The 25,208-nt window shown below is 67.2% G+C and carries 21 protein-coding genes, 1 other RNA gene and 2 pseudogenes; 17 read left to right on the plus strand and 7 right to left on the minus strand.

The window, feature by feature from the left end:
* Positions 1-45: 45 nt before the first annotated feature.
* The 6 genes from XARJCFBP2528_RS14440 (at position 46) to ubiM (ending at position 4,106) form a co-directional block, all read left to right on the plus strand.
* Positions 46-1,218, plus strand: coding sequence for a COG3904 family protein (locus XARJCFBP2528_RS14440; RefSeq protein ID WP_026064833.1), 1,173 nt, complete (start codon positions 46-48; stop codon positions 1,216-1,218).
* Positions 1,219-1,282: 64 nt separating this feature from the next.
* Positions 1,283-1,531: a hypothetical protein gene (locus XARJCFBP2528_RS14445; RefSeq protein ID WP_016904572.1), complete on the plus strand. Its 249-nt coding sequence runs from the start codon at positions 1,283-1,285 to the stop codon at positions 1,529-1,531.
* Positions 1,532-1,681: 150 nt separating this feature from the next.
* Entirely contained in the window at positions 1,682-2,191 is a 510-nt protein-coding gene (locus tag XARJCFBP2528_RS14450) for a DUF4019 domain-containing protein (RefSeq protein ID WP_016904571.1), read from the plus strand.
* Between the two features lie 25 nt (positions 2,192-2,216).
* A complete protein-coding gene (locus XARJCFBP2528_RS14455) occupies positions 2,217-2,618 on the plus strand; it encodes an MAPEG family protein (protein ID WP_016904570.1) in 402 nt (133 codons plus the stop codon).
* A 202-nt stretch (positions 2,619-2,820) separates the two neighbouring features.
* A non-coding RNA gene (locus XARJCFBP2528_RS22665) (sX9 sRNA) lies at positions 2,821-2,896 on the plus strand.
* A gap of 31 nt (positions 2,897-2,927) precedes the next feature.
* Positions 2,928-4,106, plus strand: a complete 1,179-nt coding sequence (ubiM, locus tag XARJCFBP2528_RS14460; RefSeq protein ID WP_039813058.1) for a 5-demethoxyubiquinol-8 5-hydroxylase UbiM — start codon at positions 2,928-2,930, stop codon at positions 4,104-4,106.
* A 208-nt stretch (positions 4,107-4,314) separates the two neighbouring features.
* Here the strand turns inward: ubiM and XARJCFBP2528_RS14465 are convergent, their stop codons facing one another.
* From XARJCFBP2528_RS14465 to XARJCFBP2528_RS14480, 4 genes and pseudogenes are all read right to left on the minus strand, one after another.
* On the minus strand, positions 4,315-4,635 hold the full coding sequence (locus tag XARJCFBP2528_RS14465; protein ID WP_016904568.1) for a hypothetical protein: 321 nt from the start codon (positions 4,633-4,635) through the stop codon (positions 4,315-4,317).
* Positions 4,632-4,874: an RNA-binding S4 domain-containing protein gene (locus XARJCFBP2528_RS14470; protein WP_016904567.1), complete on the minus strand. Its 243-nt coding sequence runs from the start codon at positions 4,872-4,874 to the stop codon at positions 4,632-4,634. The genes XARJCFBP2528_RS14465 and XARJCFBP2528_RS14470 overlap by 4 nt, the downstream gene beginning before the upstream one ends.
* Positions 4,875-5,033: 159 nt before the next feature.
* Complete coding sequence (locus tag XARJCFBP2528_RS14475; RefSeq protein ID WP_047124816.1) at positions 5,034-5,681, minus strand: hypothetical protein; 648 nt, start codon at positions 5,679-5,681, stop codon at positions 5,034-5,036.
* Between the two features lie 27 nt (positions 5,682-5,708).
* Positions 5,709-6,209: pseudogene (locus XARJCFBP2528_RS14480) on the minus strand (RNA polymerase sigma factor).
* 172 nt (positions 6,210-6,381) lie between these two features.
* On the opposite strand from XARJCFBP2528_RS14480, the gene XARJCFBP2528_RS14485 reads away from it, so the two are divergent.
* From XARJCFBP2528_RS14485 to XARJCFBP2528_RS14500, 4 genes and pseudogenes are all read left to right on the plus strand, one after another.
* Positions 6,382-8,307 carry a DEAD/DEAH box helicase gene (locus tag XARJCFBP2528_RS14485; protein ID WP_026064690.1) on the plus strand — a complete coding sequence of 642 codons (1,926 nt, stop codon included), beginning with the start codon at positions 6,382-6,384 and terminating at the stop codon, positions 8,305-8,307.
* 272 nt (positions 8,308-8,579) lie between these two features.
* A complete protein-coding gene (locus XARJCFBP2528_RS14490; RefSeq protein ID WP_016903963.1) occupies positions 8,580-10,985 on the plus strand; it encodes a putative bifunctional diguanylate cyclase/phosphodiesterase in 2,406 nt (801 codons plus the stop codon).
* A gap of 48 nt (positions 10,986-11,033) precedes the next feature.
* Positions 11,034-11,756, plus strand: coding sequence for a pseudouridine synthase (locus XARJCFBP2528_RS14495; RefSeq protein ID WP_016903964.1), 723 nt, complete (start codon positions 11,034-11,036; stop codon positions 11,754-11,756).
* A 127-nt stretch (positions 11,757-11,883) separates the two neighbouring features.
* Positions 11,884-12,954 (plus strand): annotated as a pseudogene (locus XARJCFBP2528_RS14500) (GGDEF domain-containing protein).
* Between the two features lie 88 nt (positions 12,955-13,042).
* On the opposite strand, the gene XARJCFBP2528_RS14505 reads toward XARJCFBP2528_RS14500, so the two are convergent.
* Positions 13,043-13,990, minus strand: coding sequence for a DMT family transporter (locus tag XARJCFBP2528_RS14505; protein WP_024939754.1), 948 nt, complete (start codon positions 13,988-13,990; stop codon positions 13,043-13,045).
* 37 nt (positions 13,991-14,027) lie between these two features.
* Positions 14,028-14,861 carry a DUF72 domain-containing protein gene (locus XARJCFBP2528_RS14510; protein ID WP_016903968.1) on the minus strand — a complete coding sequence of 278 codons (834 nt, stop codon included), beginning with the start codon at positions 14,859-14,861 and terminating at the stop codon, positions 14,028-14,030.
* A gap of 278 nt (positions 14,862-15,139) precedes the next feature.
* On the opposite strand from XARJCFBP2528_RS14510, the gene rraA reads away from it, so the two are divergent.
* From rraA to XARJCFBP2528_RS14540, 5 genes are all read left to right on the plus strand, one after another.
* A complete protein-coding gene (rraA, locus tag XARJCFBP2528_RS14515; RefSeq protein WP_016903969.1) occupies positions 15,140-15,640 on the plus strand; it encodes a ribonuclease E activity regulator RraA in 501 nt (166 codons plus the stop codon).
* A gap of 22 nt (positions 15,641-15,662) precedes the next feature.
* Complete coding sequence (locus XARJCFBP2528_RS14520) at positions 15,663-17,258, plus strand: serine hydrolase (RefSeq protein WP_026064691.1); 1,596 nt, start codon at positions 15,663-15,665, stop codon at positions 17,256-17,258.
* A 326-nt stretch (positions 17,259-17,584) separates the two neighbouring features.
* The gene (locus XARJCFBP2528_RS14525; RefSeq protein WP_016903971.1) at positions 17,585-18,850 is read left to right on the plus strand and encodes a cation:proton antiporter; all 1,266 of its coding nucleotides are present in this window, start codon (positions 17,585-17,587) and stop codon (positions 18,848-18,850) included.
* Between the two features lie 251 nt (positions 18,851-19,101).
* Positions 19,102-19,698, plus strand: a complete 597-nt coding sequence (locus tag XARJCFBP2528_RS14535) for a plasmid pRiA4b ORF-3 family protein (RefSeq protein WP_016903973.1) — start codon at positions 19,102-19,104, stop codon at positions 19,696-19,698.
* Positions 19,699-19,895: 197 nt separating this feature from the next.
* Positions 19,896-21,728, plus strand: coding sequence for an ABC transporter ATP-binding protein (locus XARJCFBP2528_RS14540; RefSeq protein ID WP_039813007.1), 1,833 nt, complete (start codon positions 19,896-19,898; stop codon positions 21,726-21,728).
* Positions 21,729-22,012: 284 nt separating this feature from the next.
* Here XARJCFBP2528_RS14540 and XARJCFBP2528_RS14545 read toward each other — a convergent pair whose 3' ends face one another.
* A complete protein-coding gene (locus tag XARJCFBP2528_RS14545; protein WP_026064919.1) occupies positions 22,013-23,818 on the minus strand; it encodes a DUF885 domain-containing protein in 1,806 nt (601 codons plus the stop codon).
* 97 nt (positions 23,819-23,915) lie between these two features.
* Here XARJCFBP2528_RS14545 and XARJCFBP2528_RS14550 point away from each other — a divergent pair, with 97 nt between their 5' ends.
* Positions 23,916-24,272, plus strand: a complete 357-nt coding sequence (locus tag XARJCFBP2528_RS14550; protein WP_016904940.1) for a hypothetical protein — start codon at positions 23,916-23,918, stop codon at positions 24,270-24,272.
* Positions 24,269-25,078, plus strand: coding sequence for a DUF4349 domain-containing protein (locus XARJCFBP2528_RS14555; protein WP_026064921.1), 810 nt, complete (start codon positions 24,269-24,271; stop codon positions 25,076-25,078). Before XARJCFBP2528_RS14550 ends, XARJCFBP2528_RS14555 begins: the two co-directional genes overlap by 4 nt.
* Positions 25,079-25,208 lie beyond the last annotated feature (130 nt).

The following is a 25,208-nucleotide window of genomic DNA, read 5'->3' on the forward strand; positions in this document are numbered from 1 at the left end:
CCATAGACTGAGGGTGATCTCCGTCGCGGTCCGTTGCCTGACATCATGCTGAAACTGCTCTGCCTGTCCCTTTCATGCGTGCTGGCGCTGGCGGCCTGCGACCGCACCAGTACCTCGGCCGATGCCGCCGCGACGCAGCAGAGCGGCGCGGGCCAGGGCGATGGCGACCATATGGTGTCGGTGGATACGCCCGAGCCGGTGGCGCCGCCGCCGCGGCCGCGTGCACAGGCCGGCGAAGCCGGCTGGCCGCAGGCGGAGCTGGACGCGGGCAAGGCCTGGATCAGTTGCGCCACCGATTACAGCAGCGAAGCCGGCGATGGCACGCTGCTGCCGGCGCTGGACCGCGCCAGCGTGGAGGCGGCGCTGGCGCCGTGTCGCGACACCGGCCTATTGCGGGTGCGCTACGCCGGCAAGATCAACGCCGGCTTCGCTGCGTTGGTGTGGCGGCTGGCCGCGGTGGCCGAGCAACTGCGGCTGCCGCATCGCATCCTGGACCTGGATTCCAGCGGCGGGCAGGTGGAAGCGGCGATTCGCGCCGGCGATGTCATCGGCGAATCCAACTGGACCATCTGGGTGCGCGAAGGCTCGATCTGCCACAGCGCCTGTGTGTTCGTGCTGGCGGCGGGCGACAACCGGCTGGTGGCTGGCAAGGTCGGCATCCACCGCATGATGCGGATCAGTTCCAAGGCCACCTCGCGCGCGGAACTCAATCGCGAATTGCGCGAGGTCTACGGCAACGTCAAGGATTATCTGGAGCGCAACGGCGTGGCGGTGGCAGTGGCCGACCTGATGATGACCGTGCCCAACCGCAGCCTGCGCCTGCTGACGATGGACGAGCTGCGCGAGTACGGGCTGGATGGCACCAACGCGGTGCAGGACGACCTGGAGCGCATCCGTCAGATGCGCAAGTGCGGCGATGCCTTCGTGCGCCGCAAGGACGCGTTTCTGGTTGCCTTCGACCAGAAGTGCAAGGGCGAGGGCGCCGATCTGGAGGCGGTCAACGCCTGCGGCCTGGCCTTGAAGCAGCGCTTCGGCTTCCCGGATGCGGCCTGCCCGGAAGAAAGCCCGCTGGCCGAAACCGATGCCGCCGCGCTGCCGGCCACCGCCGCAGCGCAGGCCGCGCCGGCGGCCGACGCGGAGGCAGGAGCGCCAACCGCGACACCGGCCGCAGGGTCGGCTGCCGATCCCGCGCCGGACCCCGTCAAGGGCGAGGGCTGAGCTTCACACCCACCGCACTGCCGGCTGCCTATGGTCGCGGCATACCACGGAGCCGGGGGGCGACATGCTTGGAAAGACGAAAGGCGTTGCGCTGGCATATCTGCCATCGGCGCTGCTGGTGCTGGCCGGATTTGGCGTGGCCGAACTGCTGCAGGTGATCGCTGCGGCCAGCCAGGCGCAGTGGCCGGCGACGCTGGCGGTGTGGCTGAGCCTGGCGGCCCTGATCGCGGCCATCGCGCGCGCGCTGTGGGTCAGCTGGCGACTGTGGCGGCCGCGTGGTGTCGCGGCGGTTCCGCCCGGCGGCGACATCTGATTTTTGAGTCAAGGCGTGCGTTCCCGGCACCCGGCTCGCGCGTCGCTTGCACACTCACCTCACCATGCAGCGCAGGTCTTAAACTGTCGCACCCGCCGCAAACCCTGCGGTGGTTCCCATCCGTTTGCTACGCACAAGGTCATCTGCCCCATGTTCCGTCCTCGTCTGCTTGCCGCACTGCTGTTGGCTCCATCGCTGGTCCTGGCACAACAGCCGCAGACCGCTGCACGTCCGGCCGCCGCTCCCCAGGCGGCGCCCGCGGCCGGCCCGGCGCAGCAGGCGCAGCTGACCAAACAGAACACCGAGATGACCCAGGCGGCATTGCGGGTGGCGCAGATGGTCGACGCCAACCAGGTGGCCTCGCTGTGGGATGGCGCCTCCAGCGTCGCCAAGACCGCGGTCAAGCGCGATGTCTTCGTGAGCCAGATCGGCGCCGAACGTGCGCGCCTGGGGGCGGTGGTCGGACGCGGGCAGGGCTCGGTGACACGGGTCAAATACGCTGCCGGCGCGCAGGTGCCCGAAGGCCTGTACGTCAACGTCAGCTTCCCGACCCGGTTTGCCAAGGCGCAGCAGCCGGTGCGCGAGCTGGTGTCGTTCCGCCTGGACGAGGACAAGACCTGGCGTCTCGCCGGTTACAGCCTGCGCGCGTCGATCAAGTGATCTTGCAGCTCATCGGGAGACCCGCGTGGAACTGACCATCGAACTGCAGATGCTGGGCTGGGCCATGGTGCTCGGTCTGGTGCAACTGCTGGCCGCTTCGGCCAGCATGACCGCCCAGCGCGGGACCAAGTGGAATGCCAGCGCCCGCGATGGCGACCCCAAGCCCTTGACCGGCGTCGCGTCGCGGCTGGATCGCGCCTTCCGCAATTATCAGGAGACCTTCCCGATCTTCGCTGCTGCGGTACTGGCGGTGAGCGTTGCCGGCCGTACCAACGCGGACACTGCACTGGGTGTGCAGCTGTACTTGTGGGCGCGCGTGGCTTACGTGCCGGCGTATGCGGCAGGCATTCCCTATCTGCGCAGCGCAATCTGGGTGGTGTCGTTCTGGGGCATCGTCAAGCTGGTGCGGGCGTTGCTGGGCTGGTGACGCAGGCCGGGCTGCGTGCGCGCAGCCCGTGGTCAGTGGCCCAGAAAACGCAGCGATAAATCGTGCGCCTGCGACTGTGGTGGGCTGCCCGGTTCGGTTCCTGCTTGATCCTGATCAAGGCCGGCCAGCACCACTGCCGTTAAACTGAGAGCCGCTACCAAGACGGCTGCGCTTACCGCCATGCGTGCGTGCTCGATGCGGCAGGTGTCACGCGGACATGCCGGTTGCTTCGCGCCGACCGCATCCAGCTGACCATTGCATGCGAGGTCTTGTTAGCTCCTCTGGGGCTTGGTGGTGAAGGAGCGCGGCATGCAATCGGTGGATATCGCAGTCATTGGTGCCGGGCCGGTCGGCCTGAGTTTTGCGCGGTCGTTGGCCGGTAGTGGCCTGTCGGTGCTGGTGGTCGACCAGCAGCCACGCGCGCAGCTGGCCGAGCCGGCCTTCGATGGACGCGAAATCGCGCTGACCCATGCCTCGCGTGCACTGCTGGAGCAACTGGGCATCTGGCAGCAATTTCCTGCCGATGCGATCTCGCCGCTGCGCGATGCACGCGTCATGGACGGACATTCGCACTTCGCACTGACCTTCGCCGCCTCCGCGCATGGTGCCGGCGATCTGGGCTGGCTGGTGCCCAATCATCTGATCCGTCGCGCGGCCTGGCAGACGGTGCAGGCACAAGCTGCGTTGGAGATCCGCTGTGCCTGCACGCTGCAGGCCGTGCAGCAGCAGCGCGACCGCGTGGTGCTGCAGTTATCCGATGGGGAAACGGTGGCGGCGCGCCTGCTGGTGGCGGCCGACAGTCGCTTTTCGAGTACCCGGCGCCTGCTCGGCATCGGCGCGCACTTGCGTGATTTCGGCAAGACCATGCTGGTGTGCCGGATGCGGCATGCGCTGCCGCACCGGCATGCCGCGTGGGAGTGGTTTGGCTACGGCAAGACGCTGGCGTTGTTGCCGCTGCAGGGCAACCGCGCCGGCGCGGTGCTGACCCTGCCGCCGCGACAGGTGGAGGCCTTGCTGGCGATGGAGGCGGCCGAGTTCAGTGCGGCGGTGACCGAGGCGTTCGAGCATCGGCTCGGGCCGATGCAGCAGGACGGCAGCCGGCATGCCTATCCGCTGGTGGCGGCGTATGCGCAACGCCTGATCGCCGAGCGTGCCGCGCTGATCGGCGATGCGGCGGTGGGCATGCACCCGGTCACCGCGCATGGCTTCAATTTCGGATTGCAGAGCCAGGCGCGCCTGGCCGAGCGTGTGTGCGACGCTGCCGCAGCCGGGCGCGACATCGGGGCTGCGGCCTTGCTGCAGGGCTACGAGCGGGCGCACCGGCTGGCGACGCGGCCGCTGTATGAAGCGACCAATGCATTGGCCGCGTTGTATACCGACGATCGTGCGCCGGCTCGCCTGCTACGACGTGGTGCCTTGCGTGCGGCGCATGCGGTGGCGCCGTTCAAGCAGGCGATTGCGGCGCATCTGACCCAGCGCAGCGTTTGACGTATCGAAGTGGAAGCGGGGAGGCGCAGTGCGTGCAGCGCTGCGTTGTGCTCCTCATGCGCAGCGGCTTGCAACGGTGTTCGACGCGCGGGCGGGCAATGCGGTCATCCGCGCGCGCGCAGGTGCTCGTGCGGCAATCGGGCGGGCTCGGTCGGCTCGGCTGTCATCAGGGCTGTCATCAGGCGCGCCGCAGTCGGGCACGCAGCCATCAGGCCGGCGTGTTGACCCGTGCAAGAATCGCATCGATCGCGCTGCGCGCATCGCCGCTGCGCAAGGCCTGTTCCAGCAACGGAATCACCCAGGCGCAGCCGGCCTTGGTCACGTCTGCGCGCCAGCCGCCGGGCCAGGCTTCCAGCTCGTGCAAGGCCAGCATGCTGCAACCGCCGCGCTCGGCGTGACCGCCACGGATCGACTGCTCGAACCAGAACGGCGTGGGTGAATCGACGTCGATCGAGAAAATATAGACATCGTGGTCCGGGTCTTCAGCCGAGGGCGCGTTGTTGCGCCAGCTGACCTGCACCACGCTCATTCTGCCGGCTCCGCATCGGGGTCCAGCGCCAGCACGCGGATCTCCACATCGTCCAGTTGCACGCACTGGCCGGGGCGGATCTTGGCGGTCTTGCGCAGTTCCTGCACGCCATCGACGCTGACCGCGCCGCTGGCGATGATCGCCTTGCCCTGCCCACCGCTGTCGGCAATACCCGCCAGCTTGAGCAACTGGTTGAGTTCGATGTACTCGCCGTCCAGGTCGAATTCCAGAAATTGCATGGTGCGCTCGGTGACAGGAAGACGGCGATTATCCGCCTGTCGCAGCCGGCAACACCACTGTGCCGAACGCAGCGCCGGCAGGTGGAGTTGGGGCAGCACCGCAACGCAGACGCGCCAGCGGCGGACACGACGCCGGAGGCGCGGTGCGGGGCGGCACGCTTATTCGCGTCGAAAGCGTGCAATCTCGTCCAGCATGCTTTCGGCGCGCACGACGCCGGGCCCGGCATGCGCGTTGTCGATGCGCTCCAGCCACGGATGACGTTTGCGCTGCAGCCGTCGATAGCCGAACCAGGTGCCGATGCCGCCGAGCACACCCACCAGCAGATTGAGCAGCAGCCAGTCGTGCGGCAGGGTCAGGCCGGTCAGCCCGCGCCAGCCGGCGTCCGCCACGGCCACCCACAGCACCCAGAACGCCACGCCCAGCCACGGGGCCACCCGCGTGCGCCAGCGCCGCAGCTGCGCGAGCGCGCGCTGCGTCGGCAGCAGCGGTCCGGCAAAGTTCAGTTGCGCCAGCAGCTGCAGCTGCCGTAGTGCGGAGATCGCCAGTGCAATGCTCCACAGCTGCAGCAGCACGCCGCCGATGATGGCTGCAGCCTGATCGGTGTGGGCAAGCCAGCTGCGCGCGATCACGATGTGCAGCGTCACGGCGCACAGCAATTGCGCGGATTGGCTCAGCCACAGCGGGTGCAGGCTGGTGCGCGCCGCGTGGCCACGCACCTGGCTCACGATGTGGCCGATCTGCGTGCTGTGCTGATCCAGGCGGTGTTCCATCGCGTGCCAGGCGCGTTGCATGTCGTCGAGTTCCATCGAATGTTCCTTGGGCGAAGTGGGTGGTCAGAGTTCGGCGCGGATGCGCGCCTTGAGGCGGCTGAGTTTCGTGGCGACATTGGTCTCGCTGATGCCGAGCACCTCGCCGATCTCGCGGTAGCTGTGCGCGTCCAGGTACAGCAGCATCAAGGCGCGTTCCAGCGGCGGCAGCTGGGCGATGAAGCCGTGGAGTGCGGCGACCTGCTGCGCGTGTGCCGGGTCGCGCGCCAGCGGGTCGGCGATGCTGTCGGCCACCGCCTCCAGCGGGAGCGGGTCCTGCGGCGCGCGGTTGCGGCCGCGCAGATCGCTGATCGCCACGTTCAAGGCGATGCGGTACATCTAGGTGGAAAAACGCCGGTCCGTGTCATAGACGGGAAACGCGCGCCATAGCTGCACGGTGATGTCTTGCGCCAGCTCGGCGCGGTCGTCCGGGTTCCAGCGATAGCTGGCCGCGACCTTCAGGACGATGCCGCGGTGCTGCTGCAACAAGGCGTTGAAGCGGGTGTGCAGGTCTGTTTCCAGGGACATGGCTCCGGCCGGGTGGGTGGATGACAAGGGTCGAGGAGATGATTCGCCGCAGCGGGCAAATCCTCACAAGCTGAACGGACTGTCACGGAAATTTCGACAGCAGGGGGCCTGAGGGCGCACACTATGCGGCTTTGCGCCTGCCGGCTCCGTGCGGCGCCTCCGGAGTTACCCAATGACCCAAGAATCTCCCGCGCCGCTGCTGTTTGCAGACCTCGGCCTCTCAGACGCTGTGATGAAGGCGGTTGCTGCCGTCGGCTACGAGTCGCCGTCGCCGATCCAGGCCGCCACCATTCCCGCGCTGCTGGCCGGCCGCGACGTGCTCGGCCAGGCGCAGACCGGCACCGGCAAGACCGCCGCGTTCGCGCTGCCGGTGCTGTCCAATGCCGACCTCAACCAGCTCAAACCGCAGGCGCTGGTGCTGGCCCCGACCCGCGAGCTGGCCATCCAGGTCGCCGAGGCGTTCCAGAAATATGCCGAAGCCATTCCCGGCTTCCGCGTGCTGCCGGTCTACGGCGGCCAGCCCTACGCGCAGCAGCTGAGCGCGCTCAAGCGCGGCGTGCATGTGGTGGTCGGCACCCCCGGCCGCGTGATCGATCACCTGGACCGCGGCACGCTGGACCTGTCCCAGCTCAAGACGCTGGTGCTGGACGAAGCCGACGAAATGCTGCGCATGGGCTTCATCGACGACGTTGAAGCGGTGCTGAAGAAGTTGCCGGAGAAGCGCCAGGTGGCGCTGTTCTCGGCGACCATGCCGCCGGCGATCCGACGCATCGCGCAGACCTATCTGAAGGACCCGGCCGAAGTCACCATCGCGGCCAAGACCACCACCTCGGCCAATATCCGCCAGCGCTACTGGTGGGTGAGCGGCCTGCACAAGCTGGACGCGCTGACCCGCATCCTGGAGGTCGAGCCGTTCGACGGCATGATCATCTTCGCGCGCACCAAGGCCGCCACCGAAGAGCTGGCGCAGAAGCTGCAGGCACGCGGCATGGCCGCGGCGGCCATCAACGGCGACATGCAGCAGGCCGCCCGCGAGAAGACCATTGCCCAGCTCAAGGACGGCAAGCTCGACATCCTGGTCGCCACCGACGTGGCCGCGCGCGGCCTGGACGTGGAGCGCGTCAGCCATGTGCTGAACTACGACATCCCGTACGACACCGAAAGCTACGTGCACCGCATCGGCCGTACCGGCCGTGCCGGCCGCAACGGCGACGCGATCCTGTTCGTCACCCCCCGCGAGAAGGGCATGCTGCGTTCGATCGAGCGCGCCACCCGCCAGCCGATCGAAGAAATGCAGCTGCCGAGCGTGGATGCGGTCAACGACACCCGCGTGGCACGTTTCATGACCCGCATCACCGAGACCCTGGCCGGCGGCCAGATCGAGATGTATCGCGATCTGCTGCAGCGCTACGAGAGCGAGAACAACGTACCGGCGATCGATATCGCTGCAGCATTGGCCAAGTTGCTGCAGGGCGATGCACCGTTCCTGCTGACCCCGCCGGTGCGCGGTGCACGCGAGGAATTTGCACCGCGCGATCGCGGCGACCGCAACGATCGCGGCGAGCGTCCGCGCTTCGAGCCGAAGTTCGAGCGTGGCCCGCGTGCCGATGGCGAGCGCGCGGCACGCCCGCCGCGTGCGGAACGTCCGGCATTCGCCAGTGATGGCGCCGGTGCCGAGCGCCCGCGTCGCGACCCGGTTGCCCCGCGTGGCGAGCCGGAATTCGGCATGGAGAGCTACCGCATCGAAGTGGGCCACACCCACGGCGTGAAGCCGGCCAATATCGTCGGCGCGATCGCCAACGAAGCCGGCCTGGAAAGCCGTTACATCGGCCGTATCGACATCCAGGACGACTATTCGATCCTGGACCTGCCGGCCGACATGCCGCGCGAGCTGCTGACGCACCTGAAGAAAGTGTGGGTGTCCGGCCAGCAGCTCAACATGCGCAAGCTGGAAGACGGCGAGGCGGCTGCAGCGCCGTCCAGGCCGCGCTTCCCGCGCGGCGGCAAGCCGTCCGGCCGCCCGAATGGCCCGAACCGTCCGATGGACCGTGCCGGCGCGCCGCATCGCAAGGGCCCGCCCAAGCCCCGCGGCGAGTAAGCGCCGCTGAGGACCCGGCAGCGTTCGGCGGTCCTGCCGTCGCTGCGGGGCGCCGTGGTCGTTATGTTGGTTGATGCATATCGGACTGCAGGCGTCACGCGCTGACGTCTCGGGGATTGCCGGCAGCGTCCTGCCGGCCAGGCGAAGTGCCTGCGTCGACCGTGGTCAAGCAGGCGCTGCCATACAGACTGCGCCATTGCGGCCGCTACTGCCTTCAGGCGCCCACTGGGCGCCTGAATCGCATGGGGCGGCGGCAGGGTTCGAGGGTGACAATGGCGCAGATGGCGGGCGGTACCGGCGGTAGGCAGACCATGCATCTGATGCGCGGCTGGCTGACGCTTCCCTTGGCCTTGTTGATCGGCATGGCCATCAGCATGGCGGTGCTCTCTGCGCTGATGATCGAGATCCAGTCCGGAGCGACGGCCTGGATCGTCGGCCAGAGCCACTGGTCCAATGCCCAGCAGGAGTCGGTGTACTGGCTGGAGCGCTACCTGGGGAGCGGCGATCCGGCCGACCTGCAGGCCGCCTGCCGCGCGCTGGAAGTGCCGCTCGGCGACCGCGCGGCCCGCGAGGCGGTCGAGCAACCGGTGATCGACTGGAGCGCGGTCCATGCCGGGCTGGCGGCCGGCCGCAATGCCCCTGAGGACATGCCGCAAATGGTGCGGCTGTATCGCTACGGCCATGTCTTTCCGTATCTGGGCGACGCCATCGCGATGTGGAAACACACCGATGCCGACCTGTTGCAGCTGAGCGCGCTGGCCGACCGGGCCGCCTCGGTGCAGGCCGCCAGCCGCCCGGATCCGCGCGCGCTGCAGGCCCTGCGCGATGAGCTGCATCTGCTCGATGGCCGCATGCGCAGCGATACGGCGCAGTTCCAGGCGCTGCTGATCCGCTGCGCGCGGCTGCTGCACGACATGATGGTGATCTGCAGCCTGGCGACCTTGCTGCTGGTGCTGACCACCTGCGTGCTGGCGATGCGCCGCATCGGCGATTACCTGCTCTCGCACGAAGGCCGCTTTCGCACCGCGTTCCAACAGGCGGCGCTGGGCATGGTCAAGTTCGACCTGCGTGGCCGCGTGCTCGATGCCAATGCCTCGATGGCCAACATCCTGCGCTACCGGCCCGAAGAGCTGCAGGCCTGCACGCTGGCCGAGGTGATGCATCCGGACGACATCGCGCTGGACAGCCGCGGCATGGTCGACTGGCCGACCCTGCTGCAGTCCGGCGAGCGACGCTTCCTGCGCGCCGATGGCGGGGTGATGTGGGGGCGCTGGAGTGCCTCGCTGGTGGAACCCGGCCCGGAAGAGCCGACCCTGGTGCTGGCGGTGATCGAGGATGTCTCGCACGCGCACGAGCTGGCCGACGAAGTCGCCTTCCATGCGCGCCACGATGCCCTGACCGGCCTGATCAACCGCCGCGAGATCGAACGCCGGCTGCTGCGCCTGATCGAGCCGCCGCAATCGCCGCAGCTCCGCCATGCGCTGTGCTTCGTCGACCTGGATCACTTCAAGCTGGTCAACGACACCTTCGGGCATGCGGTGGGCGACAAGTTCCTGTGCCACTTCGCCGATGTGATCACCATGCAGCTGCGCCCCGGCGACTGGCTGGGGCGACTGGGTGGCGACGAGTTCGCGATCCTGCTGGCCAATACCGACCTGGCGCAGGCGCAAACCGTGCTCGAGCGCATGCACGCGGTGCTGGGTCAGCCATGGAGCCACCAGGGCGGGCGGCCGCTGACGCCCGGTTGCAGCTTCGGCGTGGTGGAAATCCGCCAGGGCGCCAGCGACGTCAATGCCTTGATGACCGCCGCCGACCTGGCCTGTTACGCAGCCAAGGAAGAGGGGCGCAACCGGATTCGCTGTTTCGGCGAAAACGATCTGGCGCTGGCGCGGCGCCGCCACGATGGCGGCTGGATCAGCGCGGTGCAGCAGGCCATCGCCGAGGACCGCCTGCTGCTGTATGCGCAGAAGATCCAGGTGTTGCGCGATCCGGGACGCCTGCAGTACGAAGTGCTGGTGCGCATGCGCGCGGGTGACGGGCGGGTGCTGAGTCCGGGCGAATTCCTGCCTGCGGTGGAACGCTACGGCCTGGGGCGCATGGTCGACGTGCATGTGCTGGAAACGCTGTGCGCGCAGCTGGCGGCCAATCCGCTGCACCTGGCTAATCTGGATCTGTGCCACGTCAACCTGTCTGCGCAGTCGATCGCGCAAGCGGATTTTCTCGATTTCGTGTGCGCCCTGTTCGAGCGCTATCCGAGCCTGGTGCCCAAGCTGTGCATGGAGATCACCGAGACCGCCGTCATTGGCGATCTGGAGCACGCGCGGCGCTTCGTGCAGAGCGTGCGCGCGCGCGGCTGCCATGTGGCGCTGGACGATTTCGGCAGCGGCCTGGCCTCGTTCGGCTATCTCAAGCAGTTCACCGTGGATGTCCTCAAGATCGATTGCGGCTTCGTACGCAACTACGCACACGACGCGGTGGACCGTGCGGCGGTGCATTCGATCGCGCAGGTGGGCCTGGCGCTGGGCATCGAAGTGGTGGCCGAGGGCGTGGAGTCGGAGGCGGACATTCCTGGCCTGCACGAGGCCGGAGTGGGCCAGGTGCAGGGTTTCAGTCTGCATCGTCCATGCCCGCTCGACGAGTTGCTGCACGCCGGGCAGCCGCTGCTGGCGCTGTCCTGATCGTAAGTGGGTGCACGCGGGGCGCTGCAAATCGCCGATAATCGGCCGATGACGACCCGACTCAACAAATACATCGCCGAAACCGGCTTCTGCTCCCGCCGCGAGGCCGATCGCCTGATCGGCGAACGCCGGGTCACCGTCAATGGCGTGGCCGCCGGCACCGGCGCGGTGGTGGGCGAGGACGACACCGTGCTGGTGGACGGCCAGCCACTGCGCACGCGCGCTGCCAGCAAGCCCGGTGGGCGCAAGCATGTCTACATCGCGCTCAACAAGCCGGTGGGCATCACCTGCACCACCGAAAGTTCGGTCAAGGGCAACATCGTCGAATTCGTCGGCCACGAGCAGCGCATCTTTCCGGTCGGCCGGCTCGACAAGGAGTCCGAGGGGCTGATCCTGATGACCAGCAACGGCAACATCGTCAACGAGATCCTGCGCGCGGAAAATCGCCACCAGAAGGAATATCTGGTGGCGGTCAACAAGCCGGTCACCGACGAATTCCTGCGTGGCATGGCGCGCGGCGTGCGCATCCACAACGAGACCACGTTGCCGTGCCGCACCGCGCGCATCGCCAAGTTCGGCTTCCGCATCGTGCTGGAGCAGGGCTTGAACCGGCAGATCCGCCTGATGTCTGCCGAATTTGGCTACCGCGTGACCCAGCTGCGCCGTGTGCGCATCGACAACATCAAGCTGGCCGCGCTCAAGCCCGGGCAGTGGCGCAACCTCAGTGATGCGGAATTGCGCGGATTGCTGCCGCAACGCACCGATTGGTGATGGGGCCCGGCGCGATGGGCCGCACATAGCGGCACGGTGCGCCGGCTGCGCATGTGCAGCCGATGGCCGCGCATGACCGGCTCGGTCATACTTGCGCCGCTGACAGCCAGCTGGGGGAGCAGGCAGCGTGATCAAACCGACATTGCCGGACAACGAAGCCGAACGACTGGCCGCGCTGCGTCAGTACGAGGTGCTGGATTCGCCGCCCGAGCGTGCCTTCGACGACCTCACCATGATCGCGTCCACGTTGTGCCAGACGCAGATGGCGGCGGTGGTGCTGGTGGACGAGCAGCGGCAATGGTTCAAGTCCGCGCATGGCGCGCCGCGCAGCGAAGCATCGCGCGACATCTCGTTCTGCGCGCATGCGATCCTGCGCCCGGACGAAGTGATGATGGTCGACGACACCTTGCTCGACCCGCGCTTCCACGACAATCCGGTGGTGACCGGCAGCTCTGCGGTGCGCTTCTACGCCGGCGCGCCGTTGGTGACCAGCGAGGGCATGGCGCTGGGCTCGCTCTGCGTCTTCGACCAGACCCCGGCGCATCTGCGCGAAGAGCAGCGTGCTGCCCTGCAGGCATTGTCGCGGCAGGCCGCGCATCTGCTGGAGCTGCGTCTGGCCGGCAAGCGCCTGCGCCAGCAACTGCACGAGCGCGAATGGTACGAGCAGCAACTGGCCGGCTATTACGCGCAGATGGACGCGCTGAATGCCGATCTGGTCGAGCAGACCCGCACCGATCCGCTGACCGGCTTGCCCAATCGACGCGCGTTTTCAGTGGCCTTGGCCGCAGCCATGGAACAGACGCGTGCGGCAGGCCAGCCGTTGTCGGTGGCGTTGCTGGACGTGGACCACTTCAAGACCGTCAACGACGTGCATGGGCACGACTAGGGCGATGTGGTGCTGCGCGAACTGTCGGCGTTGCTGCGCGCGCATGTGGCCGGTGCCGGCACCATTGCGCGTTATGGCGGCGAGGAGTTCGTGCTGCTGCTGCCCAACGTGGATCTGCTGCAGGCGCGCGTGCAGTGCGAATACCTGCGCCAGAGCGTGGCGGTGATGACGATCGCGCTGCCGGTGACGGTGAGTATCGGCGTGGCCACGCTGCATCCGCAGGAAAGCGTGGAAGCGGTGATCAAGCGCGCCGACCAGGCCCTGTATGCGGCCAAGCGTGGCGGGCGCGACCAGGTGGTGGCGTTGGGGTAGGGGGCGTGCGCACGCGGGTGCGTCATCGATAAGGCCGGTCGCGGCCTGGGCCGCTGCGACGGTGGCGTTTGTTGGTTGCGCCGTGCAGTCAGTCGACGATGTTCTTCGCCTCGGCAGTGCCGAGCAGCTCCGGGTGCACGATCTTGCGCCGGCGTTCCAGCACCGGATGCAGGAACACCGCGCCGAGAATGATCGCCACGCCGAGATAGAACTGCAGGGTCAGCTCGCGTTGCTCGCCGAGCAGTGCGATCGCCAGCACGATAGCGTAGACCGGTTCCAGGTTGGTCACCAACTGCACCGAGTAGGCGCTGAGATGGCGCAGCGCCACCAGTGCCAGCGCAAACGGCAGCAGCGTGCAGGCCAGCGACAGCACCAGCAGCAGGACGCCGTCGTGCAGGCTGGGGATGATCATCAGGTCGCCATGCAGCGATGGCAGCAACAACGGCATGGCCGGCGCCAGCACGGTCAGGGTCAGCGTGCCGGCGCCGAGCTCCAGTGCGGTGACGGTGAGCGGGTCGGCATGCGCCACCATGCGCTTGTTGAGCGAACCGAACAGGCCGACGAATACCGCCGAAATCGCGCCGACCACCACGCCGGCGCGCATGCCATCCGGTACCCCGCCGACCACCAGCGCCACGCCGGGCAACACCGCCAGGCCGAACAGCAATTCGCGCGGGCGGAAGGGGCGCTGCGTCACCCATGGCTCGATCACGGCGGTGAACACCGGCGCCAGCGCGATGCAGGTCGCCGCCACCGAGGCATTGGCCAGCTTGATCGCACCGTAGAAGGTCAGCCAGTGCAGGGCCACCAAGGCGCCGATGCCGCAATAGCCCAGCACCACGCGGCCGGACAGACCGCGCAGTCCGCGCCACACCCGCGGCAACAGCGCCAGCGCCACCACCACGATCAACATGCGCCACCACACCAACGGCAACGCGGGCAGCGTGATCAGCTTGCCCAGGATCGCGGTGATGCCCCAGAGCAGGACGCAGAAATGGATTTGCAGTTGCGCCTTGCGCAGGTCGGTCGTGGGCATGCGCCATTGTCGCCGAAGACGCGACGCAACGCCCCTGTCAGCGCGCCCCCAACGCCTGCAGCAACGCCATCGCCGCCGCCGGATTGCGCTCCTTGGCGGCACTGATGAAAAACACGAACACCTCGCGCGGCGTGGCTGCGGCGTGCGTCGATGCGTCGATATGCGGCAGGTCCGCCACATCGTCGCCGCGCCGCCAGGCCTGGATGCGCTCGGCCCAGCGCGCCAGTGCCGGCGCCGGGTAGCCGGCATGCAGGCGCGCCTGGCTGCGCATCAGCCGCGCATAGACAAAGTCGGTGGACAGATCGGCAAAGGACGGATGCTCGTCCGAATCGGTGAACACCGTGGCCACCCCATGCCGGCGCACCAATGCCAGCAGCGCGGCATCCACCGCGTCGTGGTCGCGGATTTCCAGCACATGGCGCAGCACGCGCTTGCCGGCACGTTTGGGCAGCAACGACAGGAAGGCGTCCAGGTCGTCGGCCTGCAGCCGATGCCCTTGTTCGAACTGCCACACCAGCGGCCCCAGCGTGTCGCCGAGCTCGACAATGCCGCCGATGAAGTCGTCCACCTGCGCCTGGGTGCCGGCCAGTCTGCGCGACTGGGTGATGCGGCGCGGTGCCTTGGCCGAGAAGACGAACCCGGGCGGCACCTGGTCGCGCCACTTCGCGTAGGTGGCCGGTTTCTGCGTTCCGTAATACGTGCCGTTGATCTCGATGGCGGTGACGTGGCGGCTTGCGTATTCCAGCTCGCGGCGCTGCACCAGCCCTTGCGGATAGAACATCCCCTCCCGCCATGGCGCATACACCCAGCCGCCGATACCGACGTGGATGCCATCGAGCGCGGGCGGGGTGGCGGCGAACAGATCGGTCATGACAGATTCCACGTTGGCGTGAGCGCGCGCCTGGCATGTTCGCAGACGCGCAGATGTGGCAAGCCGCACAGATGATAGCCCCGCCGGCTCCGCGGCGACGCCGCGGCTGCCAAAACGCTTGCGCACTGCCAGGCAGGCGCGGCCGTTGGCGCGCGGCGGCATGCAGACGTTGTGCACTCGATGCAGGCACCGCCCGGCCAGCCGGCGGGGCGATCGGCGGCTTACGCGGACGCGGCCATGCCGCTACCATCGCAGATCGCCACTTTCGGACCGCAGCGATGACCTGGACCACGCCCGATCTGTGTGACCGCTTTCCCGAGGTGAGCATCGCCGAACCGCTGTTCCGCTCCTATGGCGGACGTGCGGCATTCTCCGGGCCGATCGTCACCGTGCGCTGTTTCGAGGACAACTCGCGGGTGCGCGAGCTGGCCTCCACGCCTGGCGACGGCCGTGTGCTGGTGGTGGACGGGCAGGGCTCGTTGAAGCACGCGCTGCTGGGCGACCAGATCGCGATGCAGGCGGTCGCCAACGGCTGGGCCGGCGTGTTGATCCACGGCTGCGTGCGCGATGTGGAGATCCTGGCCACGCTGCCGCTGGGCGTGCTGGCGCTGGGCGCCTGCCCGCGCCGCACCGAGCGGCGCGATCTGGGTGATGTGGATGTGCCGGTGAATTTTGCCGGCGTGGTCTTCGTGCCCGGCCACTGGCTGTATGCCGATGGCAACGGCGTGTTGGTGGCACCGCTGCCGCTGTCGCTGGACAGTGCCGGCGGATCGACCTGAGCGAATGAGAGGACGTGGGACAGTGACCGTGAACCGATGGCTGAGTGGAGGCGTGCTGATGCTGGCAAGCTTGGTGACGACGACGCAGGCGGCCGAGCTTCCCGCCGGCATGCAGCAGTTCGACGCGCAGATGGAACGCGTGCGCAAGCAGTTCGATGTGCCCGGCATTGCGGTGGCCATCGTCAAGGATGGGCAGGTGGTGCTGGAGCGCGGCTACGGCGTGCGCGAGATCGGCAAGCCTGCGCCGGTGCAGGCCGACACGCTGTTTGCGATCGCCTCCAACACCAAGGCCTTCACTGCCGCATCGCTGTCGATCCTGGCTGACGAGGGCAAGCTCTCGCTCGACGACAAGGTCATCGACCACCTGCCGTGGTTCCGCATGTCCGACCCGTACGTCAGCGGCGAGATGCGTCTGCGCGATCTGCTCGCGCACCGCAGCGGCCTGAGCCTGGGCGCAGGCGATCTGTTGTTCTGGCCGACCACCAGCTACAGCACCGACGAAGTGGTGCAGCGCCTGTCCAAGGTGCCGCTGAAGGGCGGTTTCCGCGATCGCTACGCCTACGACAATATCCTGTACGCGGTGGCGCAGAAGGTGATCGAGCAGGTCTCCGGGCAGACCTATGCGGCGTTTCTGCAGCAACGCATCTTCGCCCCGGTGGGCATGCGCGGTACGCGCTTCAATGCCGACCATCTGCAGCCGGGCGACAACGCGGCCGTGGGCCATGCCAAGTACGACTTCACCGAGTTGCGCACGGTCGCGCCGCTGACCTGGTCCAACAACTCCGGTGCCGGCGGCATCTATTCCAGCGCGCACGACATGGCGTTGTGGATGAAGGTGCAATTGGCCGGCGGCATCCTGCCCGATGGCACGCCGCTGTTCAGTGCCAAACGGCAGCAGGAGATGTGGTCGATGATCACGCCGATCGCGATTGCCGACCCGGCCGTGCCGGAGCTGGCGGCGGCACGCCCCAATTTTGCCGGCTACGGTGAGGGCTGGAGCCTGAGCGACTACCGCGGCCATCGGCTGGTGTGGCACACCGGCGGCTGGCCGGGCATGGTGTCGCGGCTGACGCTGGTGCCCGAGCAACGGTTGGGCGTAGTGGTGCTGACCAATCAGGAGATCGGTGCGGCCTTCAATGCGGTGACCCTGCAGGTGCTGGATGCGTTCCTGCAGGTGCCGGCCACCGATTGGACCGCCGCCTATGCCAAGGCGGTGGCCAAGGCCGACGGCGATGCGGACACCAGCTGGAAGAAGCATCAGGACGCACGCGCAGCGCGCTCCACGCCGTCGTTGCCGTTGCGCAGCTATGCGGCGACCTATCGCGACCCGTGGTACGGCGACGTGGTGATCCGTCAGGACGGCAAGCGCCTTCGTCTGCAGTTTTCCAAGACCGCGCAGCTCGTTGGCACGCTGGAGCATTGGCAGCACGACAGCTTCATCGTGCGCTGGGACGATCGCAGCCTGAATGCCGATGCCTTCGTCAATTTCGCGCTGACCCCGGATGGTGCGGTGCGCGAGATGCGGATGGAGGCGATCTCGCCGCTGACCGATTTCAGCTTCGATTTCCAGGACCTGGTGTTGACGCCGGTGGCAGCGGAGCACGCGGGGCACAAGTGACACATCACTCGTCCTGCAAGCAGGTCACGGTCACTGCACGGAGCGTGTAGTGGCCGGCGGCCGGTGCAGTATCGGTGTGGCGTCCACGCTATCCCCAACCGGTTGCAGGGCTTTCGGGTGCCATCTGCGCCGCAATGCGCGCTGCAGGAGGCATCGATCACGGCGCGTGCCGGCAGCCGGGCTCGGTGCGCATGCGTCACGCGGTCGGGCCTGCCGGTGCAGGCGTGCCGACGCCCGCCGGCGCGTTGGCGCCAGTGCACGATGGCTATCGCCGGCCGGCATGGCTCGTTATGATCCGCGCACTTCTCAGGGATGTTGCCCAACGCATGACCACTCCGCAGATGTCGGTGTATTTCTTCTTGCAGGCTGCGGTGATCCTGCTGATCTGTCGTCTGGTGGGATTGCTGGCCAAGCGGGTGGGGCAGCCGCAGGTGGTGGGCGAGATGATTGCCGGCGTGGCGTTGGGTCCGTCGCTGTTCGGCATGGTGCTGCCGGATGTGCAGGCGGCGCTGTTTCCCAAGCAGACGCTGGACGTGCTGTATGTGCTGGCCCAGTTCGGCGTGGGCCTGTACATGTTCCTGGTCGGTACCGACTTCCGCAGCGATCATTTCCGCGCACGCTATCGCAGTGCGATGAGCGTGTCGCTGGCCGGGATCGCAGTGCCGTTCGCATTGGCCTTTGCGATGTGTCCGTGGCTGATCAACGTGGAGGGCTTGTTCTCGGAAAAAGCCAAGTTGATGGAGGCCTCGCTGTTCCTGGGCGCGGCCATCGCCATTACCGCCTTCCCGATGCTGGCGCGCATCATCCACGAGCGCGGGCTGACCAATAGCCCGTTGGGCACGCTGGCACTCACTGCAGGTGCGTTCGACGATGCGGCGGCGTGGTGCATTCTTGCCGTGGTGCTGGCCAGCTTCGGCGGCAGCTGGGGCAGCGCCTATCTGGCCATCGGCGGCGGCGTTGCGTATGCGGCGTTCATGATCTTTGTCGGCCGGCATCTGCTGCGTCGTCTCGAGCGTTACGTGGTGCAGGACCAACCGCTGGGCAATGGCGTGTTGGCGATCATCCTGATGCTGTTCTGCCTCAGCGCCTGGGCGATGGATGCGATCGGCATCCATGCAGTCTTCGGCGGCTTCCTGCTCGGCGTCTGCCTGCCCAGGGGCGCGTTGACCGAAAAATTGCGCGAGATGATGCAGCCGTTCGTGGTGGTGTTCCTGCTGCCGATGTTCTTCACCTATTCCGGCTTGAAGACGCAGCTGAGCGTATTGCTGCAGCCGCAGATCATGCTGGCCGGCGTGGCGATTCTGGCCGCATCGTTCATCGGCAAGGGACTGGCCTGCTGGGCCGCCGCACGCATCACCGGCGAGAACAACCGCGATGCGATGGCGATCGGCTCGCTGATGAATGCACGCGGTTTGATGGAACTGATCATCATCAACATCGGGTTGCAGGCCGGTGTGATCGAACAAGGTCTGTTCTCGGTGCTGGTGCTGATGGCGATCCTCTCCACGCTGATGGCCACGCCGCTGTTCAACTGGATCATGCGTCGCCATGCCGACGTGACCGCTGCGGTGCCGAGCCTGCAGCAGCGTTGAGGCCGCTGGCTCGTTTTGTCGCTGATATGCGGACTACCATCGCGTCACGATTAGGTAGCGATGGGGCTGCACGATTATTTTGATGCTCGCCACGCCACGCTGCGAGATGCCGAAGGCGCGTTTCCCACCCACGCGCGCTCGCATGCGTCATTGGCCTTGGCAACGCGCAACTCGGCGGCGTCGGGTGCGCAGCGATGCAGCCAGTGGCGCATCGCTGCATACTTGCAGCGCAAACAGGTAGCCAAGACCCGATGAGCAAAGCCAAGAAGAAAGTTGCACAACAGGTGGTGCCCGCGCCTGCGCCGGTGTATCAGCTGCATGTTTCGCTGGTGGATAGCGCGCCGTTGATCTGGCGCCGCGTGCTGGTGGCCGGAGCGCTGCGCCTGGCCACGCTGCATCGCGTGTTGCAACCGGTGATGGGCTGGAGCGGCGCGCATCCGTACGAATTCGACCTGGGCGGCGGCCGCTACGGCGAGTCCGGGCTGGATGTGCCGGAGCGGCCACGGCTCAAGCATGCTGCCCGGGTCAGCATCGAAAGCGCGGTGGGCGAGCTGGAGCGGTTCGACTATTTCTACGGTGCCGGCGCGGGTTGGCAGCACCGCGTCCAGGTCGAGGCGATCCTGCCGCCGGACGCGAGCCTGCGCGCGGCCCGTTGCGTGGACGGCGCCAATGCCTGCCCGCCGGAGAGCAGCGAAGGAATCGACAGCTACCAGGCCTTGCTGCGGATCATCGCCGACCCGGAGCATGCGCAACATGTGCAGGAGCTGGCCACCCTGGGCGGGCGCTTCGATCCGGGCTATTTCGATCTGGTCGAAGTCAACCGCCTGCTCGCACGTGTCCGCGAGTAAGCGCGACCGATGCCGCATGACCTGCAGTGACGCCCAGGCCATGCATGGCTTGGGTAAGCGAAATCGATCCGGTTGCCTGTCGCGCGCATCGCAGCCTGCCGTGCAGGTGATGCTGCAGCAGCCCGACGCCAGCGCCACTGCAGCTTGACGCGCGATCAGCTAGCCTGATCTCCCGGTTTTTCCCGAAAGTGTCTGCGATGTTCCGCTGGTTCGAATCCCTGATCGATGTCTTCCCGCCAATCGAGCGGGAAATGCCGCCGCGCAGCGTCTGGCGGTTCTATCTGCATTATCTGCGGCCGTTATGGCCGATCCTGCTGGCCACGCTGATCGCCGGGCTGCTGCTGGCCCTGGTGGAAGTGGCGATGTTCGACTTCCTCGGGCGCATCGTCGACATGCTGGCCGAGCGACCGGGAGCGGACTTCTTCCGCCGTCATGCCGGTGAATTGCTCTGGATGGCGGCGATCACGCTGGTGGCGCGCCCGCTGTTCACCGGGCTGCACAATCTGCTGGTCAACCAGGCGATCGTGCCGGGCCTGAGCAACCGCTCGCGCTGGCTGATGCACAACTACGTGGTACGACAGAGCCTGGGCTTCTTCAACAACGATTTCGCCGGCCGGATCGCCAACCGGGTGATGCAGACCGGGACCTCGCTGCGCGAATCGGCAGTGCAGATGGTCGATGCGCTCTGGTACATCGTGGTCTATACCGGCAGCGCGCTGTGGCTGTTTGCGCAGGCCGACCCCTGGCTGATGCTGCCGCTGCTGATCTGGCTGGTGGTGTATGTCGCGCTGATGGCGTTCTTCGTGCCGCGCATGAAGGCGCGCGCATGGATCGCATCGGATGCACGCTCCAAGGCCACCGGGCGCATCGTCGACGGCTACACCAATATCTCCACGCTCAAGCTGTTCGCCCATGCCGGCCGCGAACAGGCCTATGTGCGCGATGCGATCGACGAGCTGGCGGTGAAGCATCGTGGGCAGACGCGCGTGACCACCACAATGGATACCGCCATCGCAGTGGCCAATGGCTTCCTGATCGTGGGCACCTGCGGGCTGGCGTTGTGGCTGTGGAGCCGCGGGCAGATCAGCGTGGGCGCGATCACGCTGGCCACCGGCCTGGTGATCCGCATCCACAACATGTCCGGCTGGATCATGTGGACGGTCAACGGCATCTTCGAAGACATCGGCAGCGTGCAGGACGGCATGCAGACCATCTCGCAGCCGGTGCTGGTGCAGGACGCGCCCGACGCCGTGCCGCTGCAGGTGACACACGGCCAGGTGCAGTTCGAGCACATCCATTTCCATTACGGCAAGCGCGGCGGGGTGATCGCCGGGCTGGACCTGCAGGTGCGTGCCGGCGAGAAGATCGGCCTGGTCGGGCCGTCGGGCGCGGGCAAGTCGACCCTGGTCAACGTGCTGCTGCGGCTGTACGACCTGGAGCAGGGGCGCATCCTCATCGACGGGCAGGACATCGCCCAGGTTACCCAGGAAAGCCTGCGCGGGCAGATCGGCCTGGTCACCCAGGACACCTCGCTCCTGCATCGTTCGATCCGCGACAACCTGCTGTATGGCAAGCCGCAGGCCAGCGACGCGCAGATGCTGGAAGCGGTACGCAAGGCGCGCGCGGAAGGCTTCATCGACACGCTGGTCGATGGCGAAGGCCGGCGCGGATTCGATGCCTATGTGGGCGAACGCGGGGTCAAGCTGTCGGGCGGTCAACGGCAGCGCATCGCCATTGCGCGCGTGCTGCTGAAGGATGCGCCGATCCTGATCCTGGACGAGGCCACCTCGGCGCTGGACTCGGAAGTGGAAGCGGCGATCCAGGACAGCCTGGACGCGTTGATGGGCAACAAGACGGTGATTGCGATTGCGCACCGCCTTTCCACCATCGCGCGCATGGACCGGCTGGTGGTGATGGATGCCGGACGCATCGTCGAGACCGGCACGCATGCGCAACTGATCGCGCAGGGCGGGCTGTATGCACGCCTGTGGGCGCGGCAGACCGGCGGGTTTGTTGCGGCGGATGGGTGAGAGGCTTTCGCGGGTTGCGCACACGTGCAACCACCGCAGCAACACGCCCCTCTCCTGCCGGGGCGCCAAGGCACGGCTTGCGCGCCACTGGCGCGCGTGCCTTGGAGCGCCCGCGCCGCAAGCGCGGGCCGGGGCGCGGAGCGGGGGTTGGGGTGAGGGTCCGGGGCAAAGCCACTCGCTAGCTGGGCCACGCCAGGCTTCGCCCGCACCCTCATCCGCCCCTGCGGGGCACCTTCTCCCGAGGGGAGAAGGGTCACTTGTTCTCCCCTCGGGAGAAGGATCAATCACTCGATCGGCTGGTCCAGCATCAACTCGCGCGCAAAGCGCACCGGCGGGGCGCCGTAGGACAGCATCTGGTCGTGGTACGCCTTCAGGTTGAAGTCCTTGCCCAGCTTGTCCTGCGCCGCCTTGCGCGTGTCCAGATGTTCCTGCACGCCGACGAAGTAGGTCGGCAGCTGCGCGGACGACAGCTGCGCACGCACCCACTTGCCCGCCGCTTCGCTTTCCTGCTGGAAGGTGTCGTGGGTCATCAGGTGCATCGCCTTGTCGCGTTCCCAGCCATCCACATGCACGCCCTGATCGAGGATGGCGTTGGCGATGGTGCGCAGGTAGAACTTGAGCTGCACCAGGTGGAACAGCGGGTCGTTATCCAGATAGCCCTGTTCCTGCATCATGCGTTCGGTGTATACCGCCCAGCCTTCGGCGAACATGCCCGAGCGCAGCACCGCGCGCAGCGTGGAGGGGAACTTGGCCGAATGCCAGCCTTCCAGGTAATGGCCCGGGGTGCCTTCGTGGATGCTGAGCAGGTGGATCATGCGGCTGTTGTATTCGCGCAGGAACGAATCGACCTGTTTGTCGTTCCAGTCGTCGGGAATCGGCGAGACCGCATAGAAGGTCTTGAGATTCTTGTCGAGCGGGCCGGGCGAATCGCAGTACGCCACCGCCACGCCGCGCTGGAATTCCGGCATCAGGATGATGTCCACCGGCGAATCAGGCAGCGTCATCAGATCCTTCTGGCGCACGAACTCGGTGGACTGCGCCAGTGCGGCCTTGGCGTCGTCGACCACCTTGTCGCGTGCCGGCTTGTCGGCATAGGCCAGTTCCAGCGCCGCCTCGATCGCGGCCTGCTGCTGGTCGTCGTTGGGCGTCTCGGGCAGTCTGGGTGCGCCGGGCTTGTCCTTGAGCACCGTGCGGGCAATGCCGTACATCTCGCTGCGGACGCGCTTGAGCTCGGACTCGGCGCGCTGCTTGATCTCGGCGCGCGACAGCGAGGACAGCAGCGCGAATTTCAGCTTCTGGTCGTAGATCTGCGCACCGACGCGGAAATCGCCCTTGGCATTGGGCACCAGCACGGTATCCAGCCAGGTCTGCTGCTCGGCCACGGCCTTGCGCAGATCGTCGATGGCGGCCTGCGCGCGGGCCGCCTCGATCGGGCCGAGCTGGCCGATGTTGGGCGCGATGAAGGTATCGACGATGCTGAGGATGCCCTTGTTCTGCTTTGCCACCGTTTCGGCATGGATCTTCGGCACGCGGGCCGGGTCCAGGTTGGCGCGCGCCTGCGCAAAGATGCCGGGAATCTTCTCCATGCGCTGCGTGGCGGAGCTCAGGCGCTCGGACAGCGGCGCGAAGTCGCGCGCCATCAGGCCATACAGCGCGCTGCCGGCCAGGCCGTTGTAGACCTGCGGGTCCCAGGCCCAGCTCTGCAGCACCTCGGTGTTCCAGATTTCCGATTGCAGCTGGTTGCGCAAAATGGCCGCATCGACCTGGTTCTCGCGCGACAGCTTGGCCACCTCGATGGCATCCAGCTCACTCAATAGCTTCTTGCCGGCCTCCAGGCTGCGCTGGCGCCCGGCGCTGCTCAGATCGTCGATCTGCGTATCGAAACGGTGATCGCCGGTCTGAGTAGCGGTGACCGGCGACAGCTGCATCCAGGTGTCGAGCGCGCGCTTGGACAGCGCTGTAAAGCGCGCATCCGGCGTCTGCGCAGCCTGCGTCGCGGCATCGGGGCTGCCGGCGCGCGGCGATTCGGGCTGCTGCTGGCAGGCGCTCAGGCCGGCGAGCAGGGCGAGGACAAGCAGACGTTGACGCATGGTGGATTCCGATGGAAGCAATCCGCCAGCATAGGCATGTGCGCGCTTGTCCGCATCCGCCATTGGTTTAGAGTGGCCGCTTTCAAGGAGGATCACCATGCACGACGCCCACAGCTGTCATTGCGGACGCATCGCGTTCGACCCGGACACCGATGCACCGAACCCCGAGGCGTACGAGCGCACGTGTGCGTCATGCCGTCGCCGTGGCGGCCTGCTGCGGCCCGGCATGCGCGCGCCATTGCGCCTGCAGGTGGCGCCCGAGATGCCGGGAATCCATCGCTTCAACCGGCAGCATGCCAATCACCACCACTTCCCGCAGCGCGGCAGTGCGCGCTCCAGCACGGGCGCGCGGTGCAGGGCCGCCGAGGCCAGTGTGGCGGTCAAGCTGCGCGGTATATCCGCGCCGGGTCTGGCCGTGCAGAGCATGCACGCGGCCGATGGAGCCAGCCGATGAGGCGCCGGATGCAGTGGTACGCGGTCGGCTTGTTGCTGGGCTGGGCGCTGAGCGGATGTGCCAGGCCGCCGGGCGAGATGGCGGCAGACGGCGGCGCGCCGGCGCCGGCACCGGCACCGCCCGCCGCGCAAGGCAATGCGCTGGCGTATGAGCACGATGTACGCATCGAACTGCCGGCCGATCAGATCGATCAACGCATCGCCGCAGTACGCACCGCCTGCCAGTCGGCGCAGTTCGGCGACTGCGCGCTGCTGGCGGTGGAACAAACCGGTGGGCGCGACCCCAGCGGCAGCGTCAGCGTGCGGTTAGCTCCGGACGGCATCGAGCCGATGGTGCAACTGGCCGGCCAGCATGGCGATGTCGCCGCGCGCAGCACGCGTGCCGAGGATCTGGCGCAGCAGATCGCCGATACCGGGCTGGCGCAGGCGCGCCTGCAAAAGGAACATGCCCGCCTGCTCGAACTGCAGCAACGCCGCGACCTGGCCGTGACCGATCTGCTGGCCCTGTCCAAGCGGCTTGCCGAGATCGAGGCCGAAGCGCAGCAGACCCAGCAGGACGCCGCGCAGCAGCAACGGCGCGTGCGCACGCAGTTGCTGACGCTGAATTTCCGCGGCACCGGAGGCGAGCAGGGCAGGGGCGAGATTGCCGAGGCGGCAGCCGAATTCGGCCAGGTCTTCGCATCCAGCGTGGCCTTCGTGATCCGCGCAGTGGCGGCGCTGCTGCCGGTGCTGGTGCTGGGGTTGCTCGTCGGCTGGCTGCTGCTGCAGGCATGGCGCTGGCGTGCGCGGCGGCGCCGGATGTCGTGATCGACTGCATAGCTGGTCGGCGATGCCGTATTAGCTGCGCATGTTTTGGAAAGGGCGCTTACGTCAGGTAGTTACTCGACGCGTTGCGCGGTAGCGCGTCGATCCTGGTTGCGCTGCTTGCACGCGATCG

This window comes from Xanthomonas arboricola pv. juglandis, assembly GCF_001013475.1.
In the GTDB taxonomy this organism is placed as follows: domain Bacteria; phylum Pseudomonadota; class Gammaproteobacteria; order Xanthomonadales; family Xanthomonadaceae; genus Xanthomonas; species Xanthomonas arboricola.